This window comes from Ferrovibrio sp. (genome assembly GCF_019636075.1).
Lineage (GTDB): Bacteria > Pseudomonadota > Alphaproteobacteria > Ferrovibrionales > Ferrovibrionaceae > Ferrovibrio.
In genome coordinates this window covers 1-24,207 of the sequence record NZ_JAHBYG010000028.1, presented here as the reverse complement: position 1 = coordinate 24,207, position 24,207 = coordinate 1, and the positions used below count along the sequence as shown (strand labels likewise).

The 24,207-nt window shown below is 64.4% G+C and carries 19 protein-coding genes; 7 read left to right on the top strand and 12 right to left on the bottom strand.

Going from position 1 to position 24,207, the window contains the following annotated elements; genetic code table 11:
• Window positions 1–6: 6 nt before the first annotated feature.
• Window positions 7–1,071 (top strand): TAXI family TRAP transporter solute-binding subunit, encoded by a 1,065-nt coding sequence (locus KF827_RS12505; RefSeq protein WP_291005804.1) that lies wholly within the window; start codon window positions 7–9, stop codon window positions 1,069–1,071.
• A gap of 3 nt (window positions 1,072–1,074) precedes the next feature.
• Here the strand turns inward: KF827_RS12505 and KF827_RS12500 are convergent, their stop codons facing one another.
• Window positions 1,075–1,716: a glutathione S-transferase family protein gene (locus tag KF827_RS12500; RefSeq protein WP_291005801.1), complete on the bottom strand. Its 642-nt coding sequence runs from the start codon at window positions 1,714–1,716 to the stop codon at window positions 1,075–1,077.
• Between the two features lie 82 nt (window positions 1,717–1,798).
• On the opposite strand from KF827_RS12500, the gene KF827_RS12495 reads away from it, so the two are divergent.
• A complete protein-coding gene (locus tag KF827_RS12495) occupies window positions 1,799–3,184 on the top strand; it encodes a leucyl aminopeptidase family protein (protein WP_291005798.1) in 1,386 nt (461 codons plus the stop codon).
• Here KF827_RS12495 and KF827_RS12490 read toward each other — a convergent pair.
• The 3 genes from KF827_RS12490 to KF827_RS12480 form a co-directional block, all read right to left on the bottom strand.
• The gene (locus KF827_RS12490; RefSeq protein ID WP_291005795.1) at window positions 3,181–4,662 is read right to left on the bottom strand and encodes an AAA family ATPase; all 1,482 of its coding nucleotides are present in this window, start codon (window positions 4,660–4,662) and stop codon (window positions 3,181–3,183) included. The two genes, KF827_RS12495 and KF827_RS12490, sit on opposite strands and share 4 nt — an antisense overlap.
• Window position 4,663: 1 nt before the next feature.
• Window positions 4,664–4,963, bottom strand: coding sequence for a hypothetical protein (locus tag KF827_RS12485; protein ID WP_291005792.1), 300 nt, complete (start codon window positions 4,961–4,963; stop codon window positions 4,664–4,666).
• 211 nt (window positions 4,964–5,174) lie between these two features.
• Entirely contained in the window at window positions 5,175–7,220 is a 2,046-nt protein-coding gene (locus tag KF827_RS12480) for a protein meaA (RefSeq protein ID WP_291005790.1), read from the bottom strand.
• Window positions 7,221–7,424: 204 nt separating this feature from the next.
• Here KF827_RS12480 and ccrA point away from each other — a divergent pair, with 204 nt between their 5' ends.
• Window positions 7,425–8,738: a crotonyl-CoA carboxylase/reductase gene (ccrA, locus tag KF827_RS12475; protein WP_291005786.1), complete on the top strand. Its 1,314-nt coding sequence runs from the start codon at window positions 7,425–7,427 to the stop codon at window positions 8,736–8,738.
• 79 nt (window positions 8,739–8,817) lie between these two features.
• Window positions 8,818–10,515, top strand: coding sequence for an acyl-CoA dehydrogenase family protein (locus tag KF827_RS12470; protein WP_291005783.1), 1,698 nt, complete (start codon window positions 8,818–8,820; stop codon window positions 10,513–10,515).
• A 127-nt stretch (window positions 10,516–10,642) separates the two neighbouring features.
• Here the strand turns inward: KF827_RS12470 and KF827_RS12465 are convergent, their stop codons facing one another.
• Together KF827_RS12465 and KF827_RS12460 are read right to left on the bottom strand one after the other, a co-directional pair.
• Entirely contained in the window at window positions 10,643–11,848 is a 1,206-nt protein-coding gene (locus tag KF827_RS12465; protein ID WP_291005780.1) for an acyl-CoA dehydrogenase family protein, read from the bottom strand.
• A 34-nt stretch (window positions 11,849–11,882) separates the two neighbouring features.
• The gene (locus KF827_RS12460) at window positions 11,883–12,656 is read right to left on the bottom strand and encodes a DUF4197 domain-containing protein (protein ID WP_291005777.1); all 774 of its coding nucleotides are present in this window, start codon (window positions 12,654–12,656) and stop codon (window positions 11,883–11,885) included.
• A gap of 90 nt (window positions 12,657–12,746) precedes the next feature.
• On the opposite strand from KF827_RS12460, the gene KF827_RS12455 reads away from it, so the two are divergent.
• On the top strand, window positions 12,747–13,391 hold the full coding sequence (locus KF827_RS12455; protein WP_291005772.1) for a TIGR02466 family protein: 645 nt from the start codon (window positions 12,747–12,749) through the stop codon (window positions 13,389–13,391).
• Window positions 13,392–13,393: 2 nt separating this feature from the next.
• On the top strand, window positions 13,394–14,305 hold the full coding sequence (locus KF827_RS12450) for a 2-dehydropantoate 2-reductase (RefSeq protein WP_291005768.1): 912 nt from the start codon (window positions 13,394–13,396) through the stop codon (window positions 14,303–14,305).
• A 1-nt stretch (window position 14,306) separates the two neighbouring features.
• On the opposite strand, the gene KF827_RS12445 is transcribed toward KF827_RS12450, so the two are convergent.
• The 3 genes from KF827_RS12445 to mtgA all read right to left on the bottom strand — a co-directional run bounded on the left by KF827_RS12445 (window position 14,307) and on the right by mtgA (window position 17,723).
• Window positions 14,307–15,449, bottom strand: coding sequence for an aminotransferase (locus KF827_RS12445; RefSeq protein WP_291005765.1), 1,143 nt, complete (start codon window positions 15,447–15,449; stop codon window positions 14,307–14,309).
• A gap of 8 nt (window positions 15,450–15,457) precedes the next feature.
• Window positions 15,458–16,972: a malonyl-CoA synthase gene (locus KF827_RS12440; RefSeq protein WP_291005762.1), complete on the bottom strand. Its 1,515-nt coding sequence runs from the start codon at window positions 16,970–16,972 to the stop codon at window positions 15,458–15,460.
• Window positions 16,973–17,048: 76 nt separating this feature from the next.
• A complete protein-coding gene (mtgA, locus tag KF827_RS12435) occupies window positions 17,049–17,723 on the bottom strand; it encodes a monofunctional biosynthetic peptidoglycan transglycosylase (RefSeq protein WP_291005759.1) in 675 nt (224 codons plus the stop codon).
• Between the two features lie 121 nt (window positions 17,724–17,844).
• On the opposite strand from mtgA, the gene KF827_RS12430 reads away from it, so the two are divergent.
• Window positions 17,845–21,699 carry a PAS-domain containing protein gene (locus tag KF827_RS12430; RefSeq protein ID WP_291005756.1) on the top strand — a complete coding sequence of 1,285 codons (3,855 nt, stop codon included), beginning with the start codon at window positions 17,845–17,847 and terminating at the stop codon, window positions 21,697–21,699.
• 31 nt (window positions 21,700–21,730) lie between these two features.
• Here the strand turns inward: KF827_RS12430 and KF827_RS12425 are convergent, their stop codons facing one another.
• From KF827_RS12425 to KF827_RS12415, 3 genes are all read right to left on the bottom strand, one after another.
• Complete coding sequence (locus KF827_RS12425) at window positions 21,731–22,372, bottom strand: response regulator transcription factor (RefSeq protein ID WP_291005753.1); 642 nt, start codon at window positions 22,370–22,372, stop codon at window positions 21,731–21,733.
• 122 nt (window positions 22,373–22,494) lie between these two features.
• Window positions 22,495–22,887: a hypothetical protein gene (locus KF827_RS12420; protein WP_291005749.1), complete on the bottom strand. Its 393-nt coding sequence runs from the start codon at window positions 22,885–22,887 to the stop codon at window positions 22,495–22,497.
• A 5-nt stretch (window positions 22,888–22,892) separates the two neighbouring features.
• Window positions 22,893–24,110 (bottom strand): MFS transporter, encoded by a 1,218-nt coding sequence (locus KF827_RS12415; protein WP_291005744.1) that lies wholly within the window; start codon window positions 24,108–24,110, stop codon window positions 22,893–22,895.
• Between the last annotated feature and the right edge of the window lie 97 nt (window positions 24,111–24,207).

Here is a 24,207-nt window from a genome sequence, read left to right as displayed (position 1 = left end):
GCCCCCATGCGCCGCCGCGACTTCTTCCTGTCCAGCCTGGCAGCAGGCTCCGCCCTGGCGCTGCCGGGCATGGCAGTGTCTGGCCTGATGCTACCCGGCCCGGCCCAGGCCGCCATGGCGCAACCGCGCGCGGCGGCGGAAGACCTTAAATTCTTCCGCATCCTCACCGGATCGGCAGCCACCACCGCTTTTCCGGTCGGCACCCTGGTGGCTTCGGCGATTTCCAATCCCACCGGCAGCCGCCCCTGCGCACGCGGCGGTTCTTGCGGCGTGCCCGGCCTGATCGCCGTGGCGCTGACCAGCGCCGGCTCGGTGGCCAATATCGCCGCCGTATCCAATGAAAGCATCGAAAGCGCCTTTGCCCAGGCCGATCTGGTCTATTCCGCCTATAACGGCGAGGGGTTTTATTTCCGCCGCGCCAAACAGCCCAAGCTGCGGGTGATTGCCAACCTGTATTCCGAAACCGTGCATCTGGTGGTGCGCAAGGGCAGCGGGATCGAGGATATCCGCGACCTGGTGGGCAAGCTGGTTTCCATCGACCGCGCCGGATCCGGCACCCGCTTCAACGTGGAAATCATTCTGAATGCCTATGGCGTGCGGCTGGGCCAGATCAAGGTGGCGGAGGTGGAGCCCGGCGAGGCGGCAGACCGGCTGCTGCGCGGCGAACTGGATGCGTTTTTCATGATCGCCGGGCATCCGGCACCGCTGGTGGAAGACCTGATCGCCGCCGGCGCCGCCGATATTCTGCCGCTATCCACCAAAGCGATAGAAACCGCGCTGCGGCGCCACCGATTTTTCAACCGCGAGGTAATCCCGGCCGGCGTTTATGGCCGCAAGAACGAGACCGAGACGCTGGGCATCGGCATGCAATGGGTGGTTTCGGAAAACGCCGATCCCGACCTGATCTATGCGGTGACCGCCGCCCTATGGCATCCGGCCAACCGCAAGCTGCTGGATGGCGGCCATGTGAAAGCCCAGCAGATCCGCCCGCAAACCGCACTCACCGGCCTTTCCACGCCGCTGCATTTCGGCGCCGAACGCTATTACCGCGAAGCCGGCCTGCTGAGCTAGGGATTACAGCGGCAGCGGGGTTTCCGCCTCCGCCGCCTTGCACCATTCCACCATCGCCGGATGGGCGAACACGGCATCCGAATAGGCCTGGCAGACCGCATCCAGCCCATAGCCATAGGTGCGGAACCGCGTCACCACCGGGGCATACATGCAATCGGCCACGCTGAAGCGGCCGAACAAAAACGCCCCGCCCTGGCCGTATGTGGCGCGGCATTCATTCCACACCGCCAGCACGCGGGCGATATCGGCGCGGGTATCCTCAGCCAGATCGGGCAGCGGCAGGCGGCGCTGGATATCCATCGACAGGTCGCGGCGCAGGCCCATGAAACCGGAATGCATCTCGGCCGCCACGCTGCGCGCCACCGCGCGGGCCGCCGCATCCACCGGCCATAGTCCGGTCTGCGGATAGGTTTCGGCCACGTATTCGCAGATCGAGAGCGAATCCCACAGCAGCAGGTCGCCATGCTTCAGCGCCGGCACCTTGCCCGAAGGCGAGAAGGCCAGGATGCGGGCCTTGCTGTCGGGCTGGCGCAACGCCACCGGATATTCATCGAAAGCCACGCCGGCGGCTTTCAGGGCCAGCCAGGGCCGCAGGCTCCAGGAGGAGTGATTCTTGTTGCCAATCGCCAAAGTGAGACGCGCCATGGAATTTGCTCCGGCTTTCGTTGTGCTGCCGGCCCGCTTATAAAGCGTGGACGGATTGCTTGCAAAGAGAGTGGAGCCTGCGATGCCCCTGCCGCTTCTGGACAAAGCCGCCAAACCGCTGCCGATCTGGCTGTTCGCCCCCGGCGAATGGAACAACGAGCGCCGCCGCGAGGCGCCTGCTGTGCTGGCCTGGGCCGAGGCGCAGGGCTTCGAGGGCAAGCCGGGCCAGGTGCTGACCATCCCCGACGGCCAGGGCCGCGTAACCCGCGTGCTGGCCGGATTGCCGGCGCAGCCCGATCCGTTTTCCTATGCCGCGATTGCCGCCGCTGTTGGCTCGAACACCTACCATTTCGCTTCCGCGCTCAAGCCCGAACAGGCTGAACTGGCGGCGCTGGGCTGGGCCTTGCAGGATTATCGTTTCAGCCGCTATCGCAAGCCGCCCATCAAGGCGGCGCCGCGCCTGGTCTGGCCTGAGCATGCCGACAAGGCCCGCGTGCGCGCGCTGCACGATGCCATCGTGCTGGCGCGCGATCTGATCAACACCCCGGCCGGCGATCTCGGCCCCGCCGAACTGGCCGATGCGGTTGCCAAGGTTGCCAAGGCGCATAAGGCCAAGCTGCGCATCGTGCAGGGAGAGCCGCTGCGCAAGGGCTATCCGCTGGTGCATATGGTGGGCCGGGCTGCCGCCGCCCATCGCCAGCCGCGGCTGATCGACCTCACCTGGGGTTCGGCCAAGGCGCCGAAACTCACATTGGTTGGCAAGGGCGTATGCTTCGATAGCGGCGGCCTGGATATCAAGCCGGCTTCCGGCATGCTGCTGATGAAAAAGGATATGGGTGGCGCGGCGATCATGCTGGGCCTGGCCCAGGCCATCATGGCGCGCAAGCTGAATGTGCGGCTGCGGCTGCTGATCCCGGCGGTGGAGAATGCGATTTCCGGCGATGCTTTCCGCCCCGGCGACGTGACCCGCAGCCGCAAGGGCCTCACCGTCGAGATCGGCAATACCGATGCGGAAGGCCGGCTGATCCTGGCCGATGCGCTGGCCGATGCCGATGCCGAGAAGCCCGATCTGCTGCTGGATGCGGCAACCCTGACCGGCGCCGCACGCGTGGCCGTGGGCCCCGACCTGCCGGCCTTGTTCTCGCCCGATGATGCGCTGGCGGAAGCTCTACTGAAGGCCGGTTTGAATGCCGCCGACCCGCTCTGGCGCCTGCCGCTGCATGCGCCCTATCGCGATTACCTGGATAGCAAGGTGGCCGATATCAACAATGCCGGCGACACCCCCTTTGCCGGGTCGATCACCGCCGCCTTGTTCCTGAAGGAATTCGTGACCGAGACGCGCGCCTATGCGCATCTGGATACCTTCGGCTGGTCGCCGCGTCCGCGCCCCGGCCGCCCGGTGGGCGGCGAAGCCACCGGCCTGCGCGCGCTGTTCCGCTTCGTCGAGGACCGCTTCGGGAAACGCTAAAGGCCAAGCGCCCCGCAGGCTGCCGCCAATGTGGCGGCGGCATCCTGGCCGGCATCCAGATGCGGCCAATCCTCGGGCGGCTGCATCGCCTGCTGTTTGCGCACCACATCGGCATCGGCATCCGATGCATCGCCCTGCCGCGCCGTCACGCGCCTGATCTGCACATCCTGGGATGCCACCAGCCAGAGCCCCTGGCAGGACACGCCCAGCTCGGCGGCCAGTGCCTCGGCGGCGGTGCGTTCCTGCACATTGCCATGCACGGCATCCAGGATCACCGATTGCCCGGCCAGCAACAGCGCGCGGGCCCGCGCCCGCATGGCGGCGAAAACCCGCGCGCTGACTTCCGGCGCATAAGCCGCTGGCGGCAGCGGCTGCAAGGCATCCAGGCCGAACAGCGCCTTGCGGGTGACATCGCTGCGCACCACCACAGCGCCGGCCACACCGGGCAAGAGCGGCGCCAGGCCGCGCGCCAGCAGGGTTTTGCCGGTGCCGGACCCGCCGCCCAGCACGACAAGGCGCGGATGCACGGGCTGCAAGGCCTGATGTGCCAAAGCGAGATATTCCGCGCCGCGCGGCCATTCCTTCGGATTCAGCCCGGCGATATGGGCGCGGATGCCAGCACGCAGGCTGACATAAAGCGGCAGCAAGGCCAGGCCGGCATCATCAGTCAGCAATTCGAGATAGCGGCAGAGCAGCCGGTTGGCGAGATCGCGGCGCCCGACCGAAAGCAGGTCCATCACCAGGAAGGCGATGTCGTAGAGCGTGTCGATCTCGGCCAGGGCATCGTCGAATTCCAGGCAATCGAACAGCAAGGGCCGGCCATCGATCCAGGCGATGTTGCGCAGATGCAGGTCGCCATGGCAGCGCCGCACGAAGCCGGCCGGGCCGCGCTGTCTGAGCAAGGCATCATGGCGCGCGATTTCAGCCATCAGCGCCGCATGCATGGCCGCCACTTCCGCGACGGGCATGGCTGCTGGCTCCAGGCGCTGGAAGCAGACCAGATTCTTGCGCGCGGTATCATCCGCCGTGGCGAAGGCATCGCGCGGCGAGCGTTCCGCCTTGGCATGCAGGTCATACACGGCTGCTGCCACCGCATCCATGTCGTCTGCCGTCAGCAGGCCATGGGCCAGGCGGCGATCCAGCGTAGCCTCGGTATCGAAGCGGCGCATTTCCACCAGCCATTCGATAATCGCTTCGCCCGGCGGCGGATCGAGGCGCAGGCGGCCATCGGCAGCGCGCCACACCCCGCGCAGACCGAGATACAAATCCGGCGCCGAGCGGCGGTTGAAACGCAATTCGCGCTCGGCGGCCTCCTTGCGCAAGGCCAGGGTGGAAAAATCGATGAAGGGCAGCTTCACGGCTTTCTTCAATTTGAAAGCACGGTCGCCGCTCAGGAAGATTTTCGAGATATGGGTTTCGATGATCGTGGGCGCCGGATCGAACAGGCTTTCGATAGCGGCGGGATTGGGATCGGACACGTTAGCGCCGCAGCAGGCCGATCACCCACCAGGCAACCACGCTGAGCGCCAGCGCCGGCAGGCCGATATTCAGCGCCACATAATCCCAATGCAGGCCGCAGGTGAACACACCTTCCGCCGGGCTCATGCGGATCGGCAGGGTGCCGCCGGTGCCCGGCACGCGATAGCACAGGCCCAGCGGCTCGTTGCCCCAACTGCGATAGGCCAGGATGCCGATCAGCAGCACGGGCGGCAGAAAGCCAGCGAGCAGGCTGGCGGCGATGCGGCCCAGGAATGGCGAAGACGTTGCGGTGCTGGACAAGGCGGCCTCAAGAATGGATATCGCCCGAGGATAACGCCAGACTGTGAATTCGCAAGGGTGTCACACCCCTCACAACTGCTCCTAATCGTCATGCCCGGATTTATTCCGGGCATCCATCGTCGAGTAGCCTTGCTGCGTCAGGCATGGACCACCGGGACAAGCCCGGTGGTGACGATTATGAGTATCACGCCGCAGACATTCTCTTGGCGGCCTACGCCGCGCGGGAATAAGTGCGATCCACCAGGCGGGCGATTTCGTGCATGATCTGCGTGAGGTTGAAATCCTTCGGCGTGAATACGCCGGCGATTCCGGCCGCCTTCAGCTTGCGCTCATCCTCGGGCGGGATGATGCCGCCCACCACCACCGGCACATCGCCGATGCCTTCGGCGCGCATGCGGGCCAGCACATCGGTGGCGAGTTCCACATGGCTGCCGGACAGGATCGACAACCCAACCAGATGCACGCCCTCTTCCAAGGCCGCCGACACGATCTGTTCGGGCGTGAGGCGGATGCCCTCGTAGACCACTTCCATGCCGCTATCGCGGGCCTTCACGGCAATCTGCTCGGCGCCGTTGGAATGGCCATCCAGGCCAGGCTTGCCCACCAGCAGCTTGATCGGGCGACCGAGCCGCTTGGCGATGGCGGCCACCTCGGCACGCAATTCATCCATGCCGTCATCGGCCAGCGCATTGCTGGAGGCCGACACGCCGGTGGGCGCACGGTATTCGCCGAACACGCCGCGCAGGCAGCCGGCCCATTCGCCGGTGGTGACGCCGGCCTTGGCGGCCTGGATGCTGGGTTCCATGATATTGCGGCCCTCGCGCGCGGCGGCTTCCAGGTCTTTCAGCGCGGCTTCCACAGCGGCTGCGTCGCGTTGCGCACGCCAGGCCTTGAGGCGTTCGATCTGTTCGGCCTCGGCAGCGGCATCCACGGTCATAATGGCATCGGTGTCGCCAGACACCAGCGGCGACGGCGCGCTTTCAGTGAACTTGTTCACGCCCACCACAGTGATGGCGCCGGTTTCGATGCCGCGCACCCGGCTGGTGTTGCTTTCCACCAAAGCCTGCTTGAGATAGCCGCTTTCCACCGCCTGGATGGCGCCGCCCATATCCTCGATGCGCTTCAACTCGGCGCGGGCGGCGGCCTTGAGTTCTTCCACCTTGGCATTGATCGCCGGATTGCCGTCGAACAGATCTTCGTATTCCAGCAGGTCGGTTTCGTAAGCCACGATCTGCTGCAACCGCAGCGACCATTGCTGATCCCAGGGGCGCGGCAGGCCCAAAGCCTCGTTCCAGGCCGGCAATTGCACGGCGCGGGCGCGGGCTTTCTTGGACAATACGACAGCCAGCATTTCGAGCAGGATGCGGTAGACGTTATTCTCCGGCTGCGGCTCGGTCAGGCCCAGGCTGTTCACCTGCACGCCATAGCGGAACAGCAAGGCGCGCGGATCGGTGACGCCGTAACGCTCGCGGCCGATCTCTTCCCACAGATCGACGAAAGCCCGCATCTTGCAGATTTCGGTGACGAAGCGGATGCCGGCATTGACGAAAAAGCTGATGCGGCTCATCGCCTGGGCGAAATCCGCCTCCGGAACCTGGCCGGACTCCTTCACGGCATCCAGCACCGCAATCGCCGTGGCCAGCGCATAGGCCAATTCCTGCACCGGCGTGGCGCCGGCCTCTTGCAGATGGTAGCTGCACACATTGGTGGGGTTCCATTTCGGCAGCTCGCGATAGGTGAAGGCAATCACATCGGTGATCAGCCGCATGGACGCCGCCGGCGGGAAGATATAGGTGCCGCGCGAGAGATATTCCTTGATGATGTCGTTCTGCACCGTGCCGTTCAGCTCGGCCCGCTTGGCGCCCTGCTCCTCGGCCACGGCGATATACAGCGCCAGCAGCCAGGCCGCCGGGGCGTTGATGGTCATCGAGGTGTTCATCTGGCCGAGCGGAATGCCATCGAACAGCATGCGCATATCGCCCAGATGCGACACCGGCACGCCCACCTTGCCCACCTCGCCGCGCGCCAGCACATGGTCGCTGTCGTAACCGGTCTGGGTCGGCAGGTCGAAAGCCACGCTCAAGCCGGTCTGGCCGCGCCCCAGATTGGTGCGATACAGCTCATTGGACGCCTTGGCCGAGCTATGGCCCGAATAAGTTCGGAAAAGCCAAGGTTTTTCGGCCTTTACTGGCGCGGCTTTGCTGCTACTGCGAAGAGACGCGTCGGCGGATGCAGTCGAATCAGGGCTCTTGGTCATAATTTTATTCCACCCAGATAATTTTTTGAGACATTAAATTGCCCTCTTGCAGCGTGCAACCGAAATATCATAACCTCTGTTGCAACGCAAAACGATTCAAGCATCTTTTCGGCAGTGCGGAAAGGATTTTATCGGGTCTGCGTCAGCCGGCCGGTAAGAGCCAGGCAGTCTGGGGTTGGTTTGGGACATTCAAGGAGATTCGACATGTCGAACGCGGGTGGGTCCGTGGTGGCTTTACAGACGGCGAATGGCGCCCCGGTGAAGGGTGGCGTGAAAGACCTTTACGAGGTGGGCGAAATCCCGCCGCTGGGCCATGTGCCGAAGCAGATGTATGGCTGGGCGATCCGGCGCGAGCGCCATGGGCCGCCGGAAGACTCGTTCCAGCTGGAAGTGCTGCCGACGCCGGAGATCGATGCCGACGAGGTGTTGATCCTGGTGATGGCCGCCGGCGTGAACTACAACGGCGTATGGGCCGGCCTGGGCGTGCCGATCTCGCCCTTCGATGTGCATAAGGCGCCGTATCACATCGCCGGCTCGGATGCTTCGGGCATCGTGTATGCCGTGGGCCGGCGCGTGAAGCGCTGGAAGGTGGGCGATGAAGTGATCGTCCATTGCAACCAGGATGACGGCGACGACGAGGAATGCAACGGCGGCGACCCGATGAATTCGCCGACCCAGCGCATCTGGGGCTACGAGACGCCGGATGGCAGCTTCGCGCAATTCGCCCGCGTTCAGTCGCGCCAATTGATGCCGCGTCCCAAGCACCTGACCTGGGAAGAAAGCGCCTGCTACACGCTGACGCTGGCCACCGCCTATCGCATGCTGTTCGGCCATCGCCCGCATATCCTGCGGCCGGGGCAGAATGTGCTGGTCTGGGGCGCCGCCGGCGGCCTGGGCTCGATGGCCATCCAGCTGATCGCGATTTCCGGCGCCAATGCCATCGGCATCATCTCGGATGAATCGAAACGCGATTTCGTGATGAGCCTGGGCGCCAAGGGCGTGATCAACCGCAACGATTTCGATTGCTGGGGCCAGTTGCCGCCGGTGCTGGATGCGGAAAAATACGCCGACTACATGAAGAAATGCCGCGCCTTCGGCAAGGCGATCTGGGATATCACCGGCAAGGGCAACGACGTGGATTTCGTATTCGAACATCCCGGCGAGCAGACCTTCCCGGTCTCCTGCTTCGTGGTGAAGCGCGGCGGCATGGTGGTGTTCTGCGCCGGCACCACCGGCTTCAACCTCACCTTCGATGCGCGTTTCGTGTGGATGCGGCAAAAGCGCATCCAGGGCAGCCATTTCGCCAACCTGCTGCAGGCCAGCCAGGCCAACCAGTTGGTGATCGAACGCCGGCTGGACCCCTGCATGTCGGAAGTGTTTTCCTGGGCCGATATCCCGCGCGCCCATACCAAGATGTGGAAGAACCAGCACAAGCCCGGCAACATGGCCGTGCTGGTGAGCGCCAAGCTGCCCGGCCTGCGCACGGTGGAAGACGCCATCGAGGCCGGCAATAGCTGAAGCCCATAGAGTTGCGGCGCGATGACAGCCTCATCGCGCCGCATGATTCTTCGATTCAGACAAAACACAAGAGCCGCCCATGTCAGCCGCCGCTAAATTGCCCGTTTCCGAAAGCCCCGTGCTCGCCGACCTGCTGCCAACCTGCGCCAGCGCGCTGGTGGCGGCCGAAGCCCTGCTGGGCCAGGCCACGGCGGGCGTGGCGCAGATGGTGCGCGGCGCCGATGGCCGCATTGATGCCGGGCTGCTGGAAGCCGAACAATTCGCCGCTCATGGGCTTTCCTGGTTCGCCACCTATGTGGCCACCTTGAAGGAGACCCTGCATTGGGCCGAACGGCTGCAGGCCGAGGGTGCCTTGGGCGAATTGGAAAGCCTGATCCTGCAAGCCGGTTTCGGCGAATATCTGTCGCAATTGCAAGGCGGCATCCCGATGAGCCAGGTGGAAATCTGCCGCCCGCGCGATCTGGGGCTGGACGAAGCCGCCCTGGCGGCCTATCGCGTGCCGGCCGTGCTGGCCTTGATCGCACAGGGCAATACATCCGCCGTGCGCAGCCGCATCGCCACGCTGATCCAGGATAGCTTGAGCAGCGGCGATTTCGGCGCGTTGGGGCTGGATGAAACCATGGCCATGGTGCGCGAGCAATTCCGCCGCTTCGCCGAAGACAAGGTGATTCCGTTTGCCCATGAATGGCACCGTAAGGATGAATTCATCCCGATGAGCGTGGTGCGGGAAATGGCCGAGCTGGGCGTGTTCGGCCTCACCATTCCTGAAAATTACGGCGGCCATGGCCTGGGCAAGACCGCGATGTGCGTGGTGTCGGAAGAACTCAGCCGTGGCTATATCGGCGTGGGCAGCCTCGGCACCCGCACCGAAATCGCCGCCGAACTGATCCAGCGCGGCGGCACCGAAGAACAGCGCGCCTATTGGCTGCCCAAGCTGGCATCCGGCGAAATCCTGCCCACCGCCGTGTTCACCGAGCCCAATACCGGCTCGGACCTCGGCAGCCTGCGCACCCGCGCGGTGAAGGACGGCGACGTATATAAAGTGCAGGGCAACAAGACCTGGATCACGCACGCCGCCCGCACCGACCTGATGACCCTGCTGGTGCGCACCGATGCCAGCGAACCGGGCTATAAGGGCCTCTCCATGCTGCTGGCCGAAAAGCCGCGCGGCGACGATGCCAATCCTTTCCCGGCCCCCGGCATGAGCGGCGGCGAGATCAAGGTGCTGGGCTATCGCGGCATGAAGGAATACGAGATCGGCTTCGACGGCTTTCAGGTGAAGGCCGCCAACCTGCTCGGCGGCCGCGAGGGCCAGGGCTTCAAGCAGTTGATGGAAACCTTCGAGAGCGCCCGCATCCAGACCGCTGCCCGCGCGCTGGGCGTGGCGCAATGCGCGCTGGAATTGGGCATGAAATACGCCCAGGATCGCGTGCAGTTTGGCAAACCTATCTACAGCTTCCCGCGCGTGCATGGCAAGATCGCCTGGATGGTGGTGGAAACCATGCTGGCGCGCCAGCTCAGCTATTTCGCCGCCCGCGAAAAAGATGCCGACCGCCGCTGCGACCTGGAAGCCGGCATGGCCAAACTGCTGGCCGCCCGCGTGGCCTGGTCGAATGCCGACAATGCGCTGCAAGTGCATGGCGGCAACGGCTATGCCGAGGAATATCCGATCAGCCGCGTGCTGTGCGACGCCCGTATCCTCAACATCTTCGAGGGCGCCGCCGAAATCCAGGCTCAGGTGATCGCCCGCCGCCTGTTGGAACAGCGCAACGGGTAGGCCTCGCCTCCCCCCGCAAGCGTCACCCTCGGGCTTGTCCCGAGGGTCCATGCATGACACAGCAAAGCCGCTGAGCCATGGACCACCGGAACAAGTCCGGTGGTGACGATTTTTCAAAGAGGCAATTTCACAGGCCCAGCATCAGTTTCGACATGATGTTGCGCTGGATTTCGTTGGAGCCGGCATAGATCGACACCTTGCGGGTGTTGAGATAGCGCTGCGCCGGGCCGCTGGCGTAATCGGGGCCGATATCGGGTTCGTTGCCGCCTTCCAGCAAGGGCTGGAAAGCCAGCGCGTAATAGCCGATGGCATCGGCGGCGAGTTCGGTGACAAGCTGCTGCAATTCGGTGCCGCGGGTTTTCAGCAGCGACGAGAAGGCGCCGACATTCTGGCCGCTTCTGAACTGGCCGAGCACACGCAGCTCGGTCATTTCCTGCGCCATGATCTCGATCTCGGCCTGGGCTAGGCGCTGAGCGAAATCCGGATCTTCCAGCAGCGGCCGGCCATGGGCCACTTCGGCCGATGCGATACGGCGCACATGCTTGAGCCCGCGCTTGAGATGACCGGAATAGGCATTGCCGCGCTCGAATTCCAGCAGGTATTTCGCGCAGGTCCAGCCTTGGTTCAGTTCGCCCACCAGGTTTTCCTTCGGCACTTTCACATCGTCGAAGAAAACCTGATTCACTTCCTGCATATGCGCGCCGGGTTCGTCGATGGTGACGATGGGGGCCACAGTCACGCCCGGCGATTTCATGTCGATCAACAGAAACGAAATGCCTTCCTGCGGCTTTTTGCCCGGCATGGTGCGCACCAGGCAGAAGATCATATCGGCATGCTGGGCTTCCGAGGTCCAGATCTTGCTGCCGTTGCAGAGAAAATGATCGCCCTTATCCTCGGCCTTCATCTGTAACGAGGCCAGGTCGGAACCCGCACCGGGTTCGGAATAGCCCTGGCACCACCAGATGCGGCTATTGAGGATATCGGGCAGGTATTTTTCCTTCTGCTCCGGCGTGCCGAATTTCATGATCACCGGCGCCAACATGCGCGGGCCGAACGGCACCACGATGGGCGCGCCGGCGGCCGACATTTCCTGCTCGTAGATATAGCGCTGGGTGGGTGTCCAACCCGGCCCGCCATGCTCCACCGGCCAGTTCGGCGCCAGCCAGCCCTTGGCGGCCAGGCGCTGCTGCCAGCGGATATGCAGGTGCTTGGCGATATAGCCGGTGCGGGTGCGGGCCATGGCGCTGCGCATCTCGTCGTCGAAGGCGTCCTTGATGAAGGCGCGCACATCGTCGCGGAAGGCGGTTTCCTCGGCAGTGAAGGCAAGGTCCATGGCGTCTGCTCCCGGCTTTCTGGTTTGCCGCAGTCTAACTGCCGAAAACCTTTTTCAGCAAGTCGGTGCTGCGGGCGGCCGGATTGCTGCGGATCGCCGCCTCTTCCTTGCCGATATAGTAGAACAGGCCGTCCATGGCCTTTTCCAAAACATAATCGGTGATATCGAAAGCCTGGCTGGCATTGCCGCCGCCCAGGCCGCCCAAAGCCGACAGGCCCGAGGAAGCGCCGCCAAGCTTGTCGCTCACCGCCTTGTAGGCCTGCATCACACCGGCATCATTCATGCTGCTTTGTACGACGGGGCGCATGGCGGTGTTCAACGGCTGGGTGGTGGTACGCTTGAAATATTGCGTGGCGGCATCCTGCGGCCCGTTCAGAATGCCTTGCGCATCCTGCAGGCTCATATCGGTGATGGCCTTCACGAAGATATCGCGAGCCTTGGGCGCGGCCGCCTCGGCGGCGCGGTTCATGCGGGTTTCCAGATCGCTGACCAAGCCGCCAGCACCGATGCCCTGCAACATGCCCTTGCCCTTTTCCAGCATGCCGGGCAACGGAATGCGGATGGCGGAATCATTGAGATATCCGCCGGCCTTGCCAACCTGGCTGACCGTGCGTTCGGATGCCACCTTCAGCGCCTCGCGCAGGCCCGAAGAAATATCGCTGTTGCTCAGGCTCGAGGATTTTCCAGCCGTACCGGGCAGGCTGTTCTGCAGCTTTTTCAAATCGAAACCCTGGGCCATGGCCGGGGCCATAAACTGGTTTACGGAAAAGAGACCCAGACCGATGCAGAAAATCCGGCGGCTGAACATGGCGCAAACCTCCTCATGGCAATAGCATTGCCCGAGTATAGCCGATCCGTCGCCGGTTGACAGGACCGCCCGCCTCGCCGAAAAACATCCATGCCCTTACGCAAGCTCTTCGCCACCAGCATCTATGCCGCACCGCTGAAAAGCGGCAAGCCGGATCGTTTCAACCAGCAATTGGCCGATGAAATCGCCGGGCTGATGCATGCCGACGAAGCCGGGCAGGATTGGAGCGCGCGCAATTATCCGGGCGGCTACACGTCTTATGCCACGCATTGCAAACTGCATCTGATCTCGCCGTTATTTGCCATGCTGGAGCGCACATTGCGCCCGCATGCGTTGCATTATGCCAAGGCGCTGGATTACGACATGCGCGGCCGCCGTCTGGTGATGACCGATTGCTGGGCCAATGTGATGCCGCTGCAGGTGATGCATGGCTCGCATCTGCATCCGCTGTCCTTCATCAGCGGCACATACTATGTGCAGACGCCGCGCGGCTCTGCGCCGATCAAGTTCGAGGATCCGCGCCTTGGCCTGCTGATGGCTGCGCCGCCACGCCGCAAGGATGCGCCAGCCGGCGTGCAGCCATTTTACAGCCATCGCGCCAAGGCGGGGCAATTGGTGTTGTTTGAAAGCTGGCTGCGCCATGAAGTGCCGGCCAGCGGCAGCATGGCGGAAACCGCCGAGCGGATTTCCATCAGTTTCAATTACGCGTGGGAAGACGCGAAAAAAGGAGCCTGACAATGCGGATCGGAATCATCGGTGTGGGCGGCGTGGGCGGCTATTTCGGCGGATTGCTGGCGCAAGCGGGGCATGACGTGGTGTTCGTGGCGCGTGGGACGCATCTGGCGGCAATCCAGCAGGATGGCCTGAGCATCGACAGCCAGGTGAAGCCGATCAAGGGCCTGCGCGTGCATGCGGTGAGCGATGCCGCGGGCGAAAAGCCCTGCGACCTGGTGCTGATCGCCGTGAAACTGTGGGATACCGACAGCGCATTGGCCGCCGCCAAACCGCTGGTCGGCGCCGATACCCGGATTGCGTCGCTGCAAAACGGCATCGAGGCCACCGACAAGGTGCTGGCCGCCTTCGGACCCGAACATGCATTGGGCGGCGTGGCGCAGATCGGCGCCAGCATCGGCCAACCCGGCCTGATCAAGCATGCAGGCACCATGGCACGCCTGCAGCTTGGCGCGCTGACCGGCGAGCGTTTGCCTCTGCTGGCGGATTTCGCCGCCGCCGCCCAGCAAGCCGGCTTCGATTTCAACGAACCCGACAGCATCAGCCGGGCGCTGTGGGAGAAATTCGTTTTCCTGGCATCTTTCAGCGGCGTGACGGCACTGACCCGCTGCTCCATCGGCCCGATCATGGCCGAGCCGAAAACCCGCGCGCTTTACGCTGCCGCCGTGCGCGAAGCCTGTGCGGTGGCCGATGCCAAGGGGGCCGGCCTGGCGCCCAACCATGCCGAGCGCGCCATCGACTTCACCGCCAAGCTGCCCGGCCATATGAAGGCCTCGATGCTGCATGACCTGGAGCGCGGCGCACGGCTGGAACTGCCCTGGTTGTCTGGCGCGGTGGCGGCCTTGGGCGCGCAACTGGGCGTGCCGACGCCGACCCACAGCTTCATCGACGCAGCGCTCACCCTGCAGGCAGGCTGATCTAGCGGCCGGCGAAAGCCCTGAGGCGCTTGGTCGCCTCATCCAGCGTTGCATCGCGCTTGGCGAAGCAGAAGCGCACCACGCTGCGCACATGGTTCTGCGCATAGAACGCGCTGACCGGGATGGCGGCCACGCCGGCCTCCCGCACCAGCCTATCGCAGAAAGCCACGTCGTCTGCCCCTTCGCCGAGATCCACATTCACGAAATACGTCGCCTGGCTGGGCAGCACGGTGAAACCGGATGCCTTCAGGCCCGCCGTGAAGCGGTCGCGCGCGGCCTGCATCTCCGCCCGCATGCCGGTGTAATAGCCATCATCCTTGCCCAGGCCATAGGCCACGGCGGCCTGCAGATTGGGCGGCGTGGTGAAGGTGACGAATTGATGCGCCTTGGCCAGCACGCGCATGATGCTGGGCGCGGCCACAACCAGGCCGACCTTCCAGCCGGTGAGCGAGAATATCTTGCCCGCCGAACCGATCTTGATGCAGCGCTCGCGCAGGCCGGGCAGGCCGATCAGCGGCTGATGGCGCAGACCATCGAAGATCACATGCTCCCATACTTCATCGCAGATCGCGACGGCATCGAACTCGACCAGAAAACGGCCGAGCAATTCCAAATCCTCGCGCGGGAACACGCTGGCGGAGGGATTGAGCGGGTTGTTGAACAAAACGGCGCGCGTGCGTTTCGAGAAAGCCGCACGCAGATCCTCTTCGCGCAACCGCCAATGCGGCGGCTTCAGGGTCACGAATTTCGGCACGCCGCCGGCCCGCTTCACCAGCGGCAGATAGGCATCGTACATCGGCTGGAACAGCACCACTTCGTCGCCCGGCTCGATCAACGCCAGCAGCGAATCCGCCAAAGCCTCGGTGGCGCCAGAGGTGATCATCACCTCCTGCTCCCAATCCAGATCGAGGCCATGGAAGCGCTGGTAATGCGCGGCCGCCGCCTGGCGCAATTCCGGGATGCCCATCATGGGGGGATACTGATTCCAGCCATCCACCACGGCCTCGGCGGCCTTCTGGCGCACATCCAGCGGACCGGGATCATCGGGGAAGCCCTGCCCGAGATTGACCGCGCCGGTCTCGCGCGCGAGCCGCGACATGGTTTCAAAGATCGTGGTGGGGATATCGGCGAAGATCGGATTCATGATGGCAGTTACTTATACAAATCCTTATAGGCGTCGCGCAGCAGGTTCTTCTGCACCTTGCCCATGGTGTTGCGCGGCAGATCATCCACAAACAGCACCCGCTTGGGCTGCTTGAACTTGGCCAAACGATCTTCCAGCGCCTTCAGCACGGCGGCCTCGTCCAGCGCGCTGTCCTTGGCCTTCACCACCACGGCGGTGACGCCCTCGCCGAAATCCTTATGCGCGATGCCAACCACGGCGCTTTCGATCACGCCCGGCATGCCGTCGATCTCGGTTTCCACTTCCTTCGGATACACGTTGTAGCCGCCGGAAATGATCAGATCCTTGCCGCGCCCGACGATATGCACATAGCCCTTCTCGTCGATCTTGCCGAGATCGCCGGTGATGAAAAAGCCATCGGCGCGGAATTCGGCCGCCGTCTTTTCCGGCATGCGCCAGTAACCTTGGAACACATTCGGGCCCTTCACCTCGATCATGCCGATCTCGCCCTGAGCCAGAACCTTACCGGTTTCCGGATCGGCGATGCGCAAGGCCACATCGGGCAGCGGGAAACCCACCGTGCCGGCCACGCGTTCGCCCTCGTAGGGATTGGAGGTGTTCATATTGGTTTCGGTCATGCCGTAGCGTTCGAGAATGCGATGGCCGGTGCGGGCTTCCCATTCGCGGTGCGTTTCGGCCAGCAAGGGCGCCGAGCCGGAAACGAACAGACGGATATGCTTCACCAGATCGGCGGTGAGGCCGGGATGCTGCAACAGCCGCACATAGAAGGTGGGCACGCCCATCATGCTGGTGGCGCGCGGCAGCAACTTCACGATCAGATCCGGATCCAGCTTGGGGATGAATAGCATGCCCGCGCCGGCCAGCAACACCACGTTGGTGGCCACGAACAGGCCATGGGTGTGGAAGATCGGCAACGCATGCAGCAGCGTATCCGCCGAGGTGAAGCGCCAATAGCTGGCCAGCGTCTCGGCATTGGAGAACAGGTTGCGATGGCTGAGCATCGCACCCTTGCTGCGACCGGTGGTGCCCGATGTGTAGAGGATCGCGGCCAGATCGTTGGCCTCGCGCTGCACCGGCGTGAATTGATCGGACGCACCGGCCAGTGCATCAATCAGGCTGCCCTCGCCCTTGGTGCCGAGCGTGAGCGTATGGGCCACGCCCAGCTTCTGCGCCAGCGGCGCCAGGCCGGCATGGCTTTCCGGCCGGCCCACCACGATATGCGGCTCGGCATCGCCGATGAAATATTCCAACTCGGCCAGCGTGTAACCCACATTCAGCGGCAGATAGATGCCGCCGGCCGCCACCACGCCGAGATACAGGATCAGCGCCTCGGCCGATTTATCCACCTGCACGGCCACGCGGTCGCCGGGCTTGAGGCCCAGCCGCACCAGCGTGTTGGCAAAGCGGTTGGCCAACGCGAAGGCATCGGCATAGGTGAAGACCTTGCCGGTTTCGGTTTCCAGGAAAACCCGCGACGGATCGCCCACACGGCTGCGGATCAGGCTGACCAGATTTTGATTCATGAAAAAATCCCGACGCTGTATTTTTTGATGCTTGCTGCGCAATTTACCCCCCGAAGCGGCGGGCGCAAGCATTCCACTAATTAAAACAACCCGTCTGTTCAAAAGCCAATTGGCTGCTGCGGCCCTGGATGGTGGCGGCCCGGCGCTGGATATACTCGCTGGGCCGGCTGGGGCTCCAGCGCAATGGGCTGGGCAGCACCACGGCCAACCGGGCAGCTTGATTGGGCGCAAGATCGGCCGCCGCGCGGTCGAAATGCAGCCGCGCCGCCGCCTCGGCGCCAAAAACCCCTGGCCCCCATTCGGCAATATTGAGGTAAAGCTCAAGAATCCGGCGCTTCGGCCAGAGCGCATCGATGGCCAGCGCCAGCGGTAACTCCAGCCCCTTGCGCAGGAAGCCGCCGCCTGGCCAGAGAAACAGATTGCGGGCCAGTTGCATGGTGATCGTGCTGGCGCCGCGCAGGCGGCCGCTTTCCTGGTAATCCTCGATGGCCTCGCGCACAGCCCCCAGATCGATGCCCGAATGCAGGCAGAAACGCGCATCCTCTGCGGCCACCACGGCCAGTTGCAAAGGCTGAGCAATCCGAGACAATGCAACCGGGCGATAGCGGATGCTTTCGCCTTCCAATGCGCGCAATCCCATCAGCGGCGTGGCCGGCGGATCGATCCAGCGATAGGCCACCAGACCGCCGAGCCAGAACAGGCATAGCCCGGCACAGGCATAGAGCACGAGACGCAACAGCTTTTGGAACATTCGGCGCATTGCCCCAGCCAAGCCGGTTTGTGTGGATTTTTCAAGGCAAACATAGCTGGACAGCCGCCGTTGAGCGGAGTTTACTGGCAAAAAATATCACCCTGGGGAGGTTGCCGGCCGCATGTTGCACGGCACTGCCATATTGCTGCTGTCGCTGGCCTATCTGGGCCTGCTGTTTGCCATTGCCCATGCCGGCGACCGGCTGTCGTCGCGCTGGTATAGCGGCCGCAGCGGCGCCACGATCTATGCGCTATCCTTGGCGATCTATTGCACGAGTTGGACCTTCTACGGATCGGTGGGCCGCGCCGCCACCGTGGGCATGGATTTCATCCTGATCTATGTGGGCCCGATCCTGGCGATTACGCTGGGCTATCCGATGATGCGCAAGATGATCGCGGTGTCGCGCCGGCAGAACGTAACCTCGATCGCCGACTTCCTCGGCTCGCGCTATGGCAAAAGCCGCGCCGTGGCGGTGCTGGCCACGCTGACCGCCGTAATCGGCGTATTGCCCTATATCGCCCTGCAGATGCAGGCAGTCACCATCACGTTTGAAGTGCTGGTGGGCAAGGATGTGGCGCAATTGCTGAATGCCAGCCTGCCGCCGCCCTGGCGCGACACCGCGATGTTCGTGGCCGCGATCATGGCCTTGTTCACCATCCTGTTCGGCGTGCGCCATGTGCAGGCCACCGAACAGCATCGCGGCATGATGCTGGCGATTGCCTTTGAATCGCTGGTGAAGTTGGCCGCCTTCCTGGCCGCCGGCGCCTTCGTGGTATTCGGCCTGTTCGACAGCCCGGTGGTGCTGATCGACCAGATCGCTCTGGTGCCGGAACTGACCGAACGGCTGGGCGGCGGCTGGGGCATGCATTGGCTGCCGATGACGGTGCTGGCCGGTTTCGCTTTCCTGTGCCTGCCGCGACAATTCCATGTGGCGGTGGTGGAGAATGGCGAGGCCGGCGCTTTGCGCGAGGCGCGCTGGCTGTTTCCGCTCTATCTGGTAGCAATCAACATCTTCGTGGTGCCGATTGCCGCCGCCGGCCTGCTGCTCGCCGAAAAGGGTGCCAACCCCGATCTCTTCGTGCTGACCCTGCCGATGCTGGCCGACCAGCAGGCATTGTCGGTTTTCGTGTTCATCGGCGGCCTGTCGGCGGCCACATCCATGGTGATCGTGGCCTGCATGGCGCTCTCCATCATGGTATCGAACGAATTATTCACGCCCTTGCTGCTGCGTTCGCGCGCCGGCGGTTCGGAAAGCGTGGGGCGGTTGGTGCTGAATGTGCGGCGCGGCGCCGTGGTGGTGATCCTGCTGTTGGCCTATGTGTATCATTCCTGGGTGGCGGGTTATCTGCCGCTGGCCTCGATCGGCATGATCTCGTTCTGCGCGGTGGCCAATTTCGCACCCCCCGTGCTGCTGGGCCTGTATTGGCGCCGCGCCCATCGCTATGGGGTGGTGGCCGGCCTGCTGGCGGGCTTCGGCATGTGGCTCTACACCCTGCTGCTGCCCTCCATCGAAGGCGCCGCACAGGGCCGGCGCATGGAGCCGCCGCTGGCGCCTTTCCTGCCCGAACCGCTGAATGGCTTCGATCCAACCCTGCAAGGCTTCATCGCCTGCCAGGCGGTGACCCTGCTGCTGCTGATCGGCGTATCGCTGCTGGTGCGGCCGCGCGAACGCGACCGCGAGCAGGCCGATATCTTCGTGGATGGCGCGGAAGCCGCACTGGTGCCGGCCCAGGCCGCCCCGGCCAACGATCCGCGCGTGGAGCAGTTGCAGGCCGTGGCCGCGCGCTTCCTGGGCGTGGAACGCACGCAGCGGGCCTTTGCCGGCCGGTCGATGAGCCTGCCGGAGGCCGTGGCCTTCACCGAACATCTGCTGTCGGGCGCCATCGGCGCCGCCTCGGCACGCATCGTGATGGCCTCGGCCCAGGCCAAAGGCTTGCTCAGCCCGCGCGCCGCCCGCGCCGTGCTGGGCGAGGCCTCGGAAGCCATCCGCCATAACCTGGATCTGCTGCGCACCACGCTGGATCATATCGGCCAGGGTATCGGCGTGTTCGACAGCGAGCGCCGCCTGGCCGCCTGGAACCAGCGCTTCCTGGATTTGTTGGGCCTGCCCGGCGAACGCGCCGCGATCGGCGCCAGGGTGGATGAATTATCCGGCGGCGGCGCACCTGACCTGGCCGGCATCCTGGGCGAATGGACAGCCGGCAGCCGCATCCATGAGCGCCGCCGGCCCGATGGCGCGGTGCTGGAAATCCGTGTGGACCCGATGCCCGATGGCGGCATCGTGGCCACCTGCACCGACATCACCGAGCGCGTGCGTGCCGCCGAGGCCCTGCGCGATTCCGAACGCGCCATCCGCGTTTACACCGACAACGTGCCGGTGCTGATCGCCTATGTAGACCATGAGGAACGCTATCGCTTCACCAACATGCCGTTTCGCCGCGCACTGAACCTGCCGCAGCAGCAGATCGACGGGCGCTCCTTGCGCGAGATGCTGAGCGCTGAGCGCTACGAACGGCTGAAGCCGAATATAGATGCCGCCCTGGCCGGCCGGCGGCAAAGTTTCGAGATCGAATTCCCCACCAACGATGCCGCCATCGAAGTGGCGCAAGGCACATATATTCCCCATGTGGATGAAGCCGGCAATGTGCTGGGTTTCTTTCTGATGTATCAGGATATCACCGAGCGCCGCCGCGCCGATGCCGCCCTGCGCGCCGCCTATGAAAACCTGGAACGCCGGGTGGATGAGCGCACCGCCGAACTGAGCCGCGCGGTGATCGCGCTGGAAAAATCCCGTGCCGAGGCGGAAGCCGCCAATCTGGGCAAGACGCGCTTCATCGCAGCCGCCAGCCACGATCTGCTGCAGCCGCTGCATGCCGCCCGGCTGTTCAGCGCCGCGTTGAGCGAACGCGAACCGGATAACGATCTGGTGGCCCGTATCGATAGCGGCCTGAATGCCGTGGAAGCCTTGCTGGATGCGCTGCTGGATATTTCCAAGCTGGATGCCGGCGCGGTGCAGCCCGAACCGCGCCCGTTTGCGCTGGGCCCGCTGCTGCAATCGCTGGCCGCCGCCTTCGCGCCGCTGGCGGCACGGCGCGGCATCGTGATCAAGACCATCGGCGGCGACGGCATCGTGCTGCGCAGCGACCCCGCCCTGCTGCGCCGCGTGTTGCAGAATTTCGTGGCCAACGCCATCCGCTATACTAGGCCCGATGCCCGGCGCCGCCGCGTGCTGATCGGCTGCCGCAGGCTGGGCGAAACCGTGCGGATCGAAGTGTGGGATAACGGCCGCGGCATCCCGGAAGACAAACGCGAAATCATCTTCCAGGAATTCGCCCGGCTGGATAACCGCGATGCCGAACTGGGCGAACGCGGCCTGGGCCTGGGCCTGGCCATCGTGGAGCGCGTGGCGCGCATGCTGAATTGCCCCATCGGGCTGCGCTCGCGCTTCGGCCATGGCTCGGTATTTTCCATCACCGTTCCGCTGGCCGATCCGGTGGAACTGCCCGCACCGCAACTGGCGCCGCCGGCCAGCCTGGCCAGCGGCAATCTGGATGGCTGCTTCGTGCTCTGCCTGGATAACGAAGCCGGCGTGCGCGAGGCGATGAGCACATTGCTGCAAGGCTGGGGCTGCCGCGTGGCTGCCGTGGGCAATCTGGAGGCCGCGCGCCAGGCCATCATGCAAGCCGGCGGACCGCCGGATATCCTGCTGGCAGACCTGCATCTGGGCGACAGCATCGCCGATGGCCCCGATGGGCTGGATGCGATAGCCAAGCTGCGCCAGGAATGGGCCATGCCGCTGCAAAACAAAAGCTGGTCGATCCCCGCCGTGCTGATCACCGCCGATCGCGGCCAGGGCCTACGCGCCCGCTGCCAGGCCGCCGGCGTGGACTTGCTGCATAAGCCGGTACGGCCAGCGGCCCTGCGCGCGCTGATCAGCCAGCGGCGGCGGCCAAGCGGCACGATGGCGGCGGATTGAATAGCTGGGAACTGAATGGCAGCAGACTGGACTAGCCGCCCTGCAGCGAAAAGCGGCGCGAGAGGATCACCGCCTGGGTGCGGCTGCGCACGTTCAGCTTCTTGAGAATGGCAGTGACATGCGCCTTAACGGTGGCCTCGCCAACCGTGAGTTCATGGGCGATCTGCTTGTTCAGTTTGCCTTCGCCCAACAGGTTCAGCACGCGCAATTGCTGCGGCGTCAGTTCGGCCACGCGGCGGGCGAAATCGTCGGTGGCGGTTTCCACTTCCTCGGCTTCCGCCGGCAACCACACCTCGCCATCCAGCACCGCCTGCAGCGCCGAAGCGATGGTTTCCAAAGCCGCGGATTTCGGCACGAAGGCCGCGGCGCCGAATTCCACCGCCCGGCGCATCACGGCGGGATCGCGGGTGGACGACACAATCGCCACCGGCACGGCGGGATAGCTGGCACGCACCGCGGCCAAGCCGGAAAAACCATCCATGCCGGGCATGTCGAGATCCAGGATCAGCAGATCCACCGCCTCGCGCCTGTCCAGCTCCGCCAGCGCCTCGGGCAGATTGGCACAACCGGCCACCTCGGCGCCGTTCAGTGCCGAACGCAGGGCTTGCGCCAGGGCCTCGCGGACCAGCGGATGATCATCAGCAACGATCACAGTGAGCGCGGCTTCGGCCACGGCCCCGGTTCCTTCCCCAATTCTTATGGGGCCCCAACTCTTATCGGGCCCCAATTCTTATGAGGAAAGGCTACTCCGATGACGGGTACGGATCAATGCATTCGATCCTGCCGGTTTAGGCCTCAGGCCCCCAGCTTGCGCAGCGAAAACAGGCCCTGGGGCAAGCCGGTGCAGCCGGCCAGACTGAAGGTCTCGAAGGCCTCGGCGCGATAAACCGCCACCGCGCCGGCCAAGCGTAAACGGCCGGCCAGGCCGGGCATATCCTGCTGCAGGATCACCATGTTGGGCAGCCACAACGTGCCCACGATGGCAGCCTCGGCCGAAGCTGCCGCGCGGATGCCGTTGCCGCGGCGATCCTTGTTCCATTCATCCTTGAAGGGAAACACCGCCAGCAGCCGCCCGCCGGCCTCGTCGGGCAATTCGGCGCGCAACAGGCTGGCTGCCATCAGCCCGGCCCAGGCCAGGCCGATAGCCAGCATGAACAGCAACGCCAGACCATGCAGGCGGCCCGGCATATAGCCTAGGCCGGGCTGGGCGCCGCGTTGCGCACCAGCGGCCGCTCGTCGATGGGAAAATGCACGATGGCGGAGAACACGCCCAACGCCGCGCTGATCCACCATACGACATCATAGGAGCCGGTGGCATCGAACAGCCTGCCGCCGAGCCAGACGCCCAGGAAACCGCCCACCTGATGGCTGAAAAACACGATGCCGAACAGCGTGGCCATGTAGCGCGGACCGAAAATCTGCGCCACCAGGCCAGAGGTGAGCGGCACCGTGGACAGCCAGAGCAACCCCATGCAGAAGGCGAAAACCAGCACGCTGGTCGTGCTCATCGGCACCAGCACGAAAACCGTGATCACCACGGCACGGGCGCCGTAGATGAAGCTGAGCAGATATTTCTTGCTGCGGGTGCCGCCCAGCACGCCGGCCGTGTAGGAGCCGACCACATTGGCCAGGCCCACCAGAGCCAATGCCCAGGCGCCGGTGGCAGGATCCAGCCCGCGATCCACCACATAGGCCGGCAGATGGGTTTGGATGAACGAGACATGGAAGCCGCACACGAAAAACCCGGCGATCAGCAGCCAGTAGCTGCGCTGCAGCCCGGCCTCGCGCAGGGCCTCGCTCATGGATTGCTGCGGGCCACCGGTTTCCGGCGCCTTGCCGGCCAGCACGCCGGCCAACGGCACGATGGCCAGGGCGAACAGGCTGAGCAGCACCAGGGCCATCATCCAGCCATAGGCGGCGATGAAGCCCTGACCCAGCGGCACCATCAGGAACTGCCCGAGCGAGCCGGCCGCCGTGCCGATGCCCAAAGCCCAGGAGCGGCGCTCGGGCGACACCATCCGGGCAATGGCTGCCAAGGCGACGGTGAAGGAGGTGCCGGCCAGGCCGATGCCCACCAGCATGCCGGTGGTGACATGCAGCAACAGCGGCGAACTGGCATAGGCGGTGAGCGCCACGCCTGCAGCATAGAAAACCGCCCCGATGGCCAGCACGCGACCGGAGCCGTATTTATCGGCAAAAGCCCCGGCGAAAGGCTGGCCAAGGCCCCACAGCACGGTCTGGATGGCGATAGCCAGCGCAAACACCTCGCGGCCCCAGCCATTGGCCGTGCTGATCGGTTCGAGAAACAGGCCGAAGCCCGAGCGCACACCGAAATTCAGCAGCGCGATGGTGCAGCCGGCCAGGATAACCAGCAAGGGCGTGCGCCAGCCGATGGGACGAGCGATGGTCATGACGACGAAACTCCCGGGATTTTCTCTCGACTGACCATGTAGGAGACTACCCGGCCCAGGCAAGTGCCGAATTGCAGGGGTGCAATTCGCCGCAACC

What these genes read in the sequence shown, in the direction of transcription:
- KF827_RS12505 (WP_291005804.1), top strand. Translation starts at nt 7, where the DNA reads ATGCGCCGCCGCGACTTCTTCCTGTCCAGCCTGGCAGCAGGCTCCGCC.
- KF827_RS12500 (WP_291005801.1), bottom strand. Translation starts at nt 1,716, where the DNA reads ATGGCGCGTCTCACTTTGGCGATTGGCAACAAGAATCACTCCTCCTGG.
- KF827_RS12495 (WP_291005798.1), top strand. Translation starts at nt 1,799, where the DNA reads ATGCCCCTGCCGCTTCTGGACAAAGCCGCCAAACCGCTGCCGATCTGG.
- KF827_RS12480 (WP_291005790.1), bottom strand. Translation starts at nt 7,220, where the DNA reads ATGACCAAGAGCCCTGATTCGACTGCATCCGCCGACGCGTCTCTTCGC.
- ccrA (WP_291005786.1), top strand. Translation starts at nt 7,425, where the DNA reads ATGTCGAACGCGGGTGGGTCCGTGGTGGCTTTACAGACGGCGAATGGC.
- KF827_RS12470 (WP_291005783.1), top strand. Translation starts at nt 8,818, where the DNA reads ATGTCAGCCGCCGCTAAATTGCCCGTTTCCGAAAGCCCCGTGCTCGCC.
- KF827_RS12465 (WP_291005780.1), bottom strand. Translation starts at nt 11,848, where the DNA reads ATGGACCTTGCCTTCACTGCCGAGGAAACCGCCTTCCGCGACGATGTG.
- KF827_RS12460 (WP_291005777.1), bottom strand. Translation starts at nt 12,656, where the DNA reads ATGTTCAGCCGCCGGATTTTCTGCATCGGTCTGGGTCTCTTTTCCGTA.
- KF827_RS12455 (WP_291005772.1), top strand. Translation starts at nt 12,747, where the DNA reads ATGCCCTTACGCAAGCTCTTCGCCACCAGCATCTATGCCGCACCGCTG.
- KF827_RS12450 (WP_291005768.1), top strand. Translation starts at nt 13,394, where the DNA reads ATGCGGATCGGAATCATCGGTGTGGGCGGCGTGGGCGGCTATTTCGGC.
- KF827_RS12445 (WP_291005765.1), bottom strand. Translation starts at nt 15,449, where the DNA reads ATGAATCCGATCTTCGCCGATATCCCCACCACGATCTTTGAAACCATG.
- KF827_RS12440 (WP_291005762.1), bottom strand. Translation starts at nt 16,972, where the DNA reads ATGAATCAAAATCTGGTCAGCCTGATCCGCAGCCGTGTGGGCGATCCG.
- mtgA (WP_291005759.1), bottom strand. Translation starts at nt 17,723, where the DNA reads ATGTTCCAAAAGCTGTTGCGTCTCGTGCTCTATGCCTGTGCCGGGCTA.
- KF827_RS12430 (WP_291005756.1), top strand. Translation starts at nt 17,845, where the DNA reads ATGTTGCACGGCACTGCCATATTGCTGCTGTCGCTGGCCTATCTGGGC.
- KF827_RS12420 (WP_291005749.1), bottom strand. Translation starts at nt 22,887, where the DNA reads ATGCCGGGCCGCCTGCATGGTCTGGCGTTGCTGTTCATGCTGGCTATC.
- KF827_RS12415 (WP_291005744.1), bottom strand. Translation starts at nt 24,110, where the DNA reads ATGACCATCGCTCGTCCCATCGGCTGGCGCACGCCCTTGCTGGTTATC.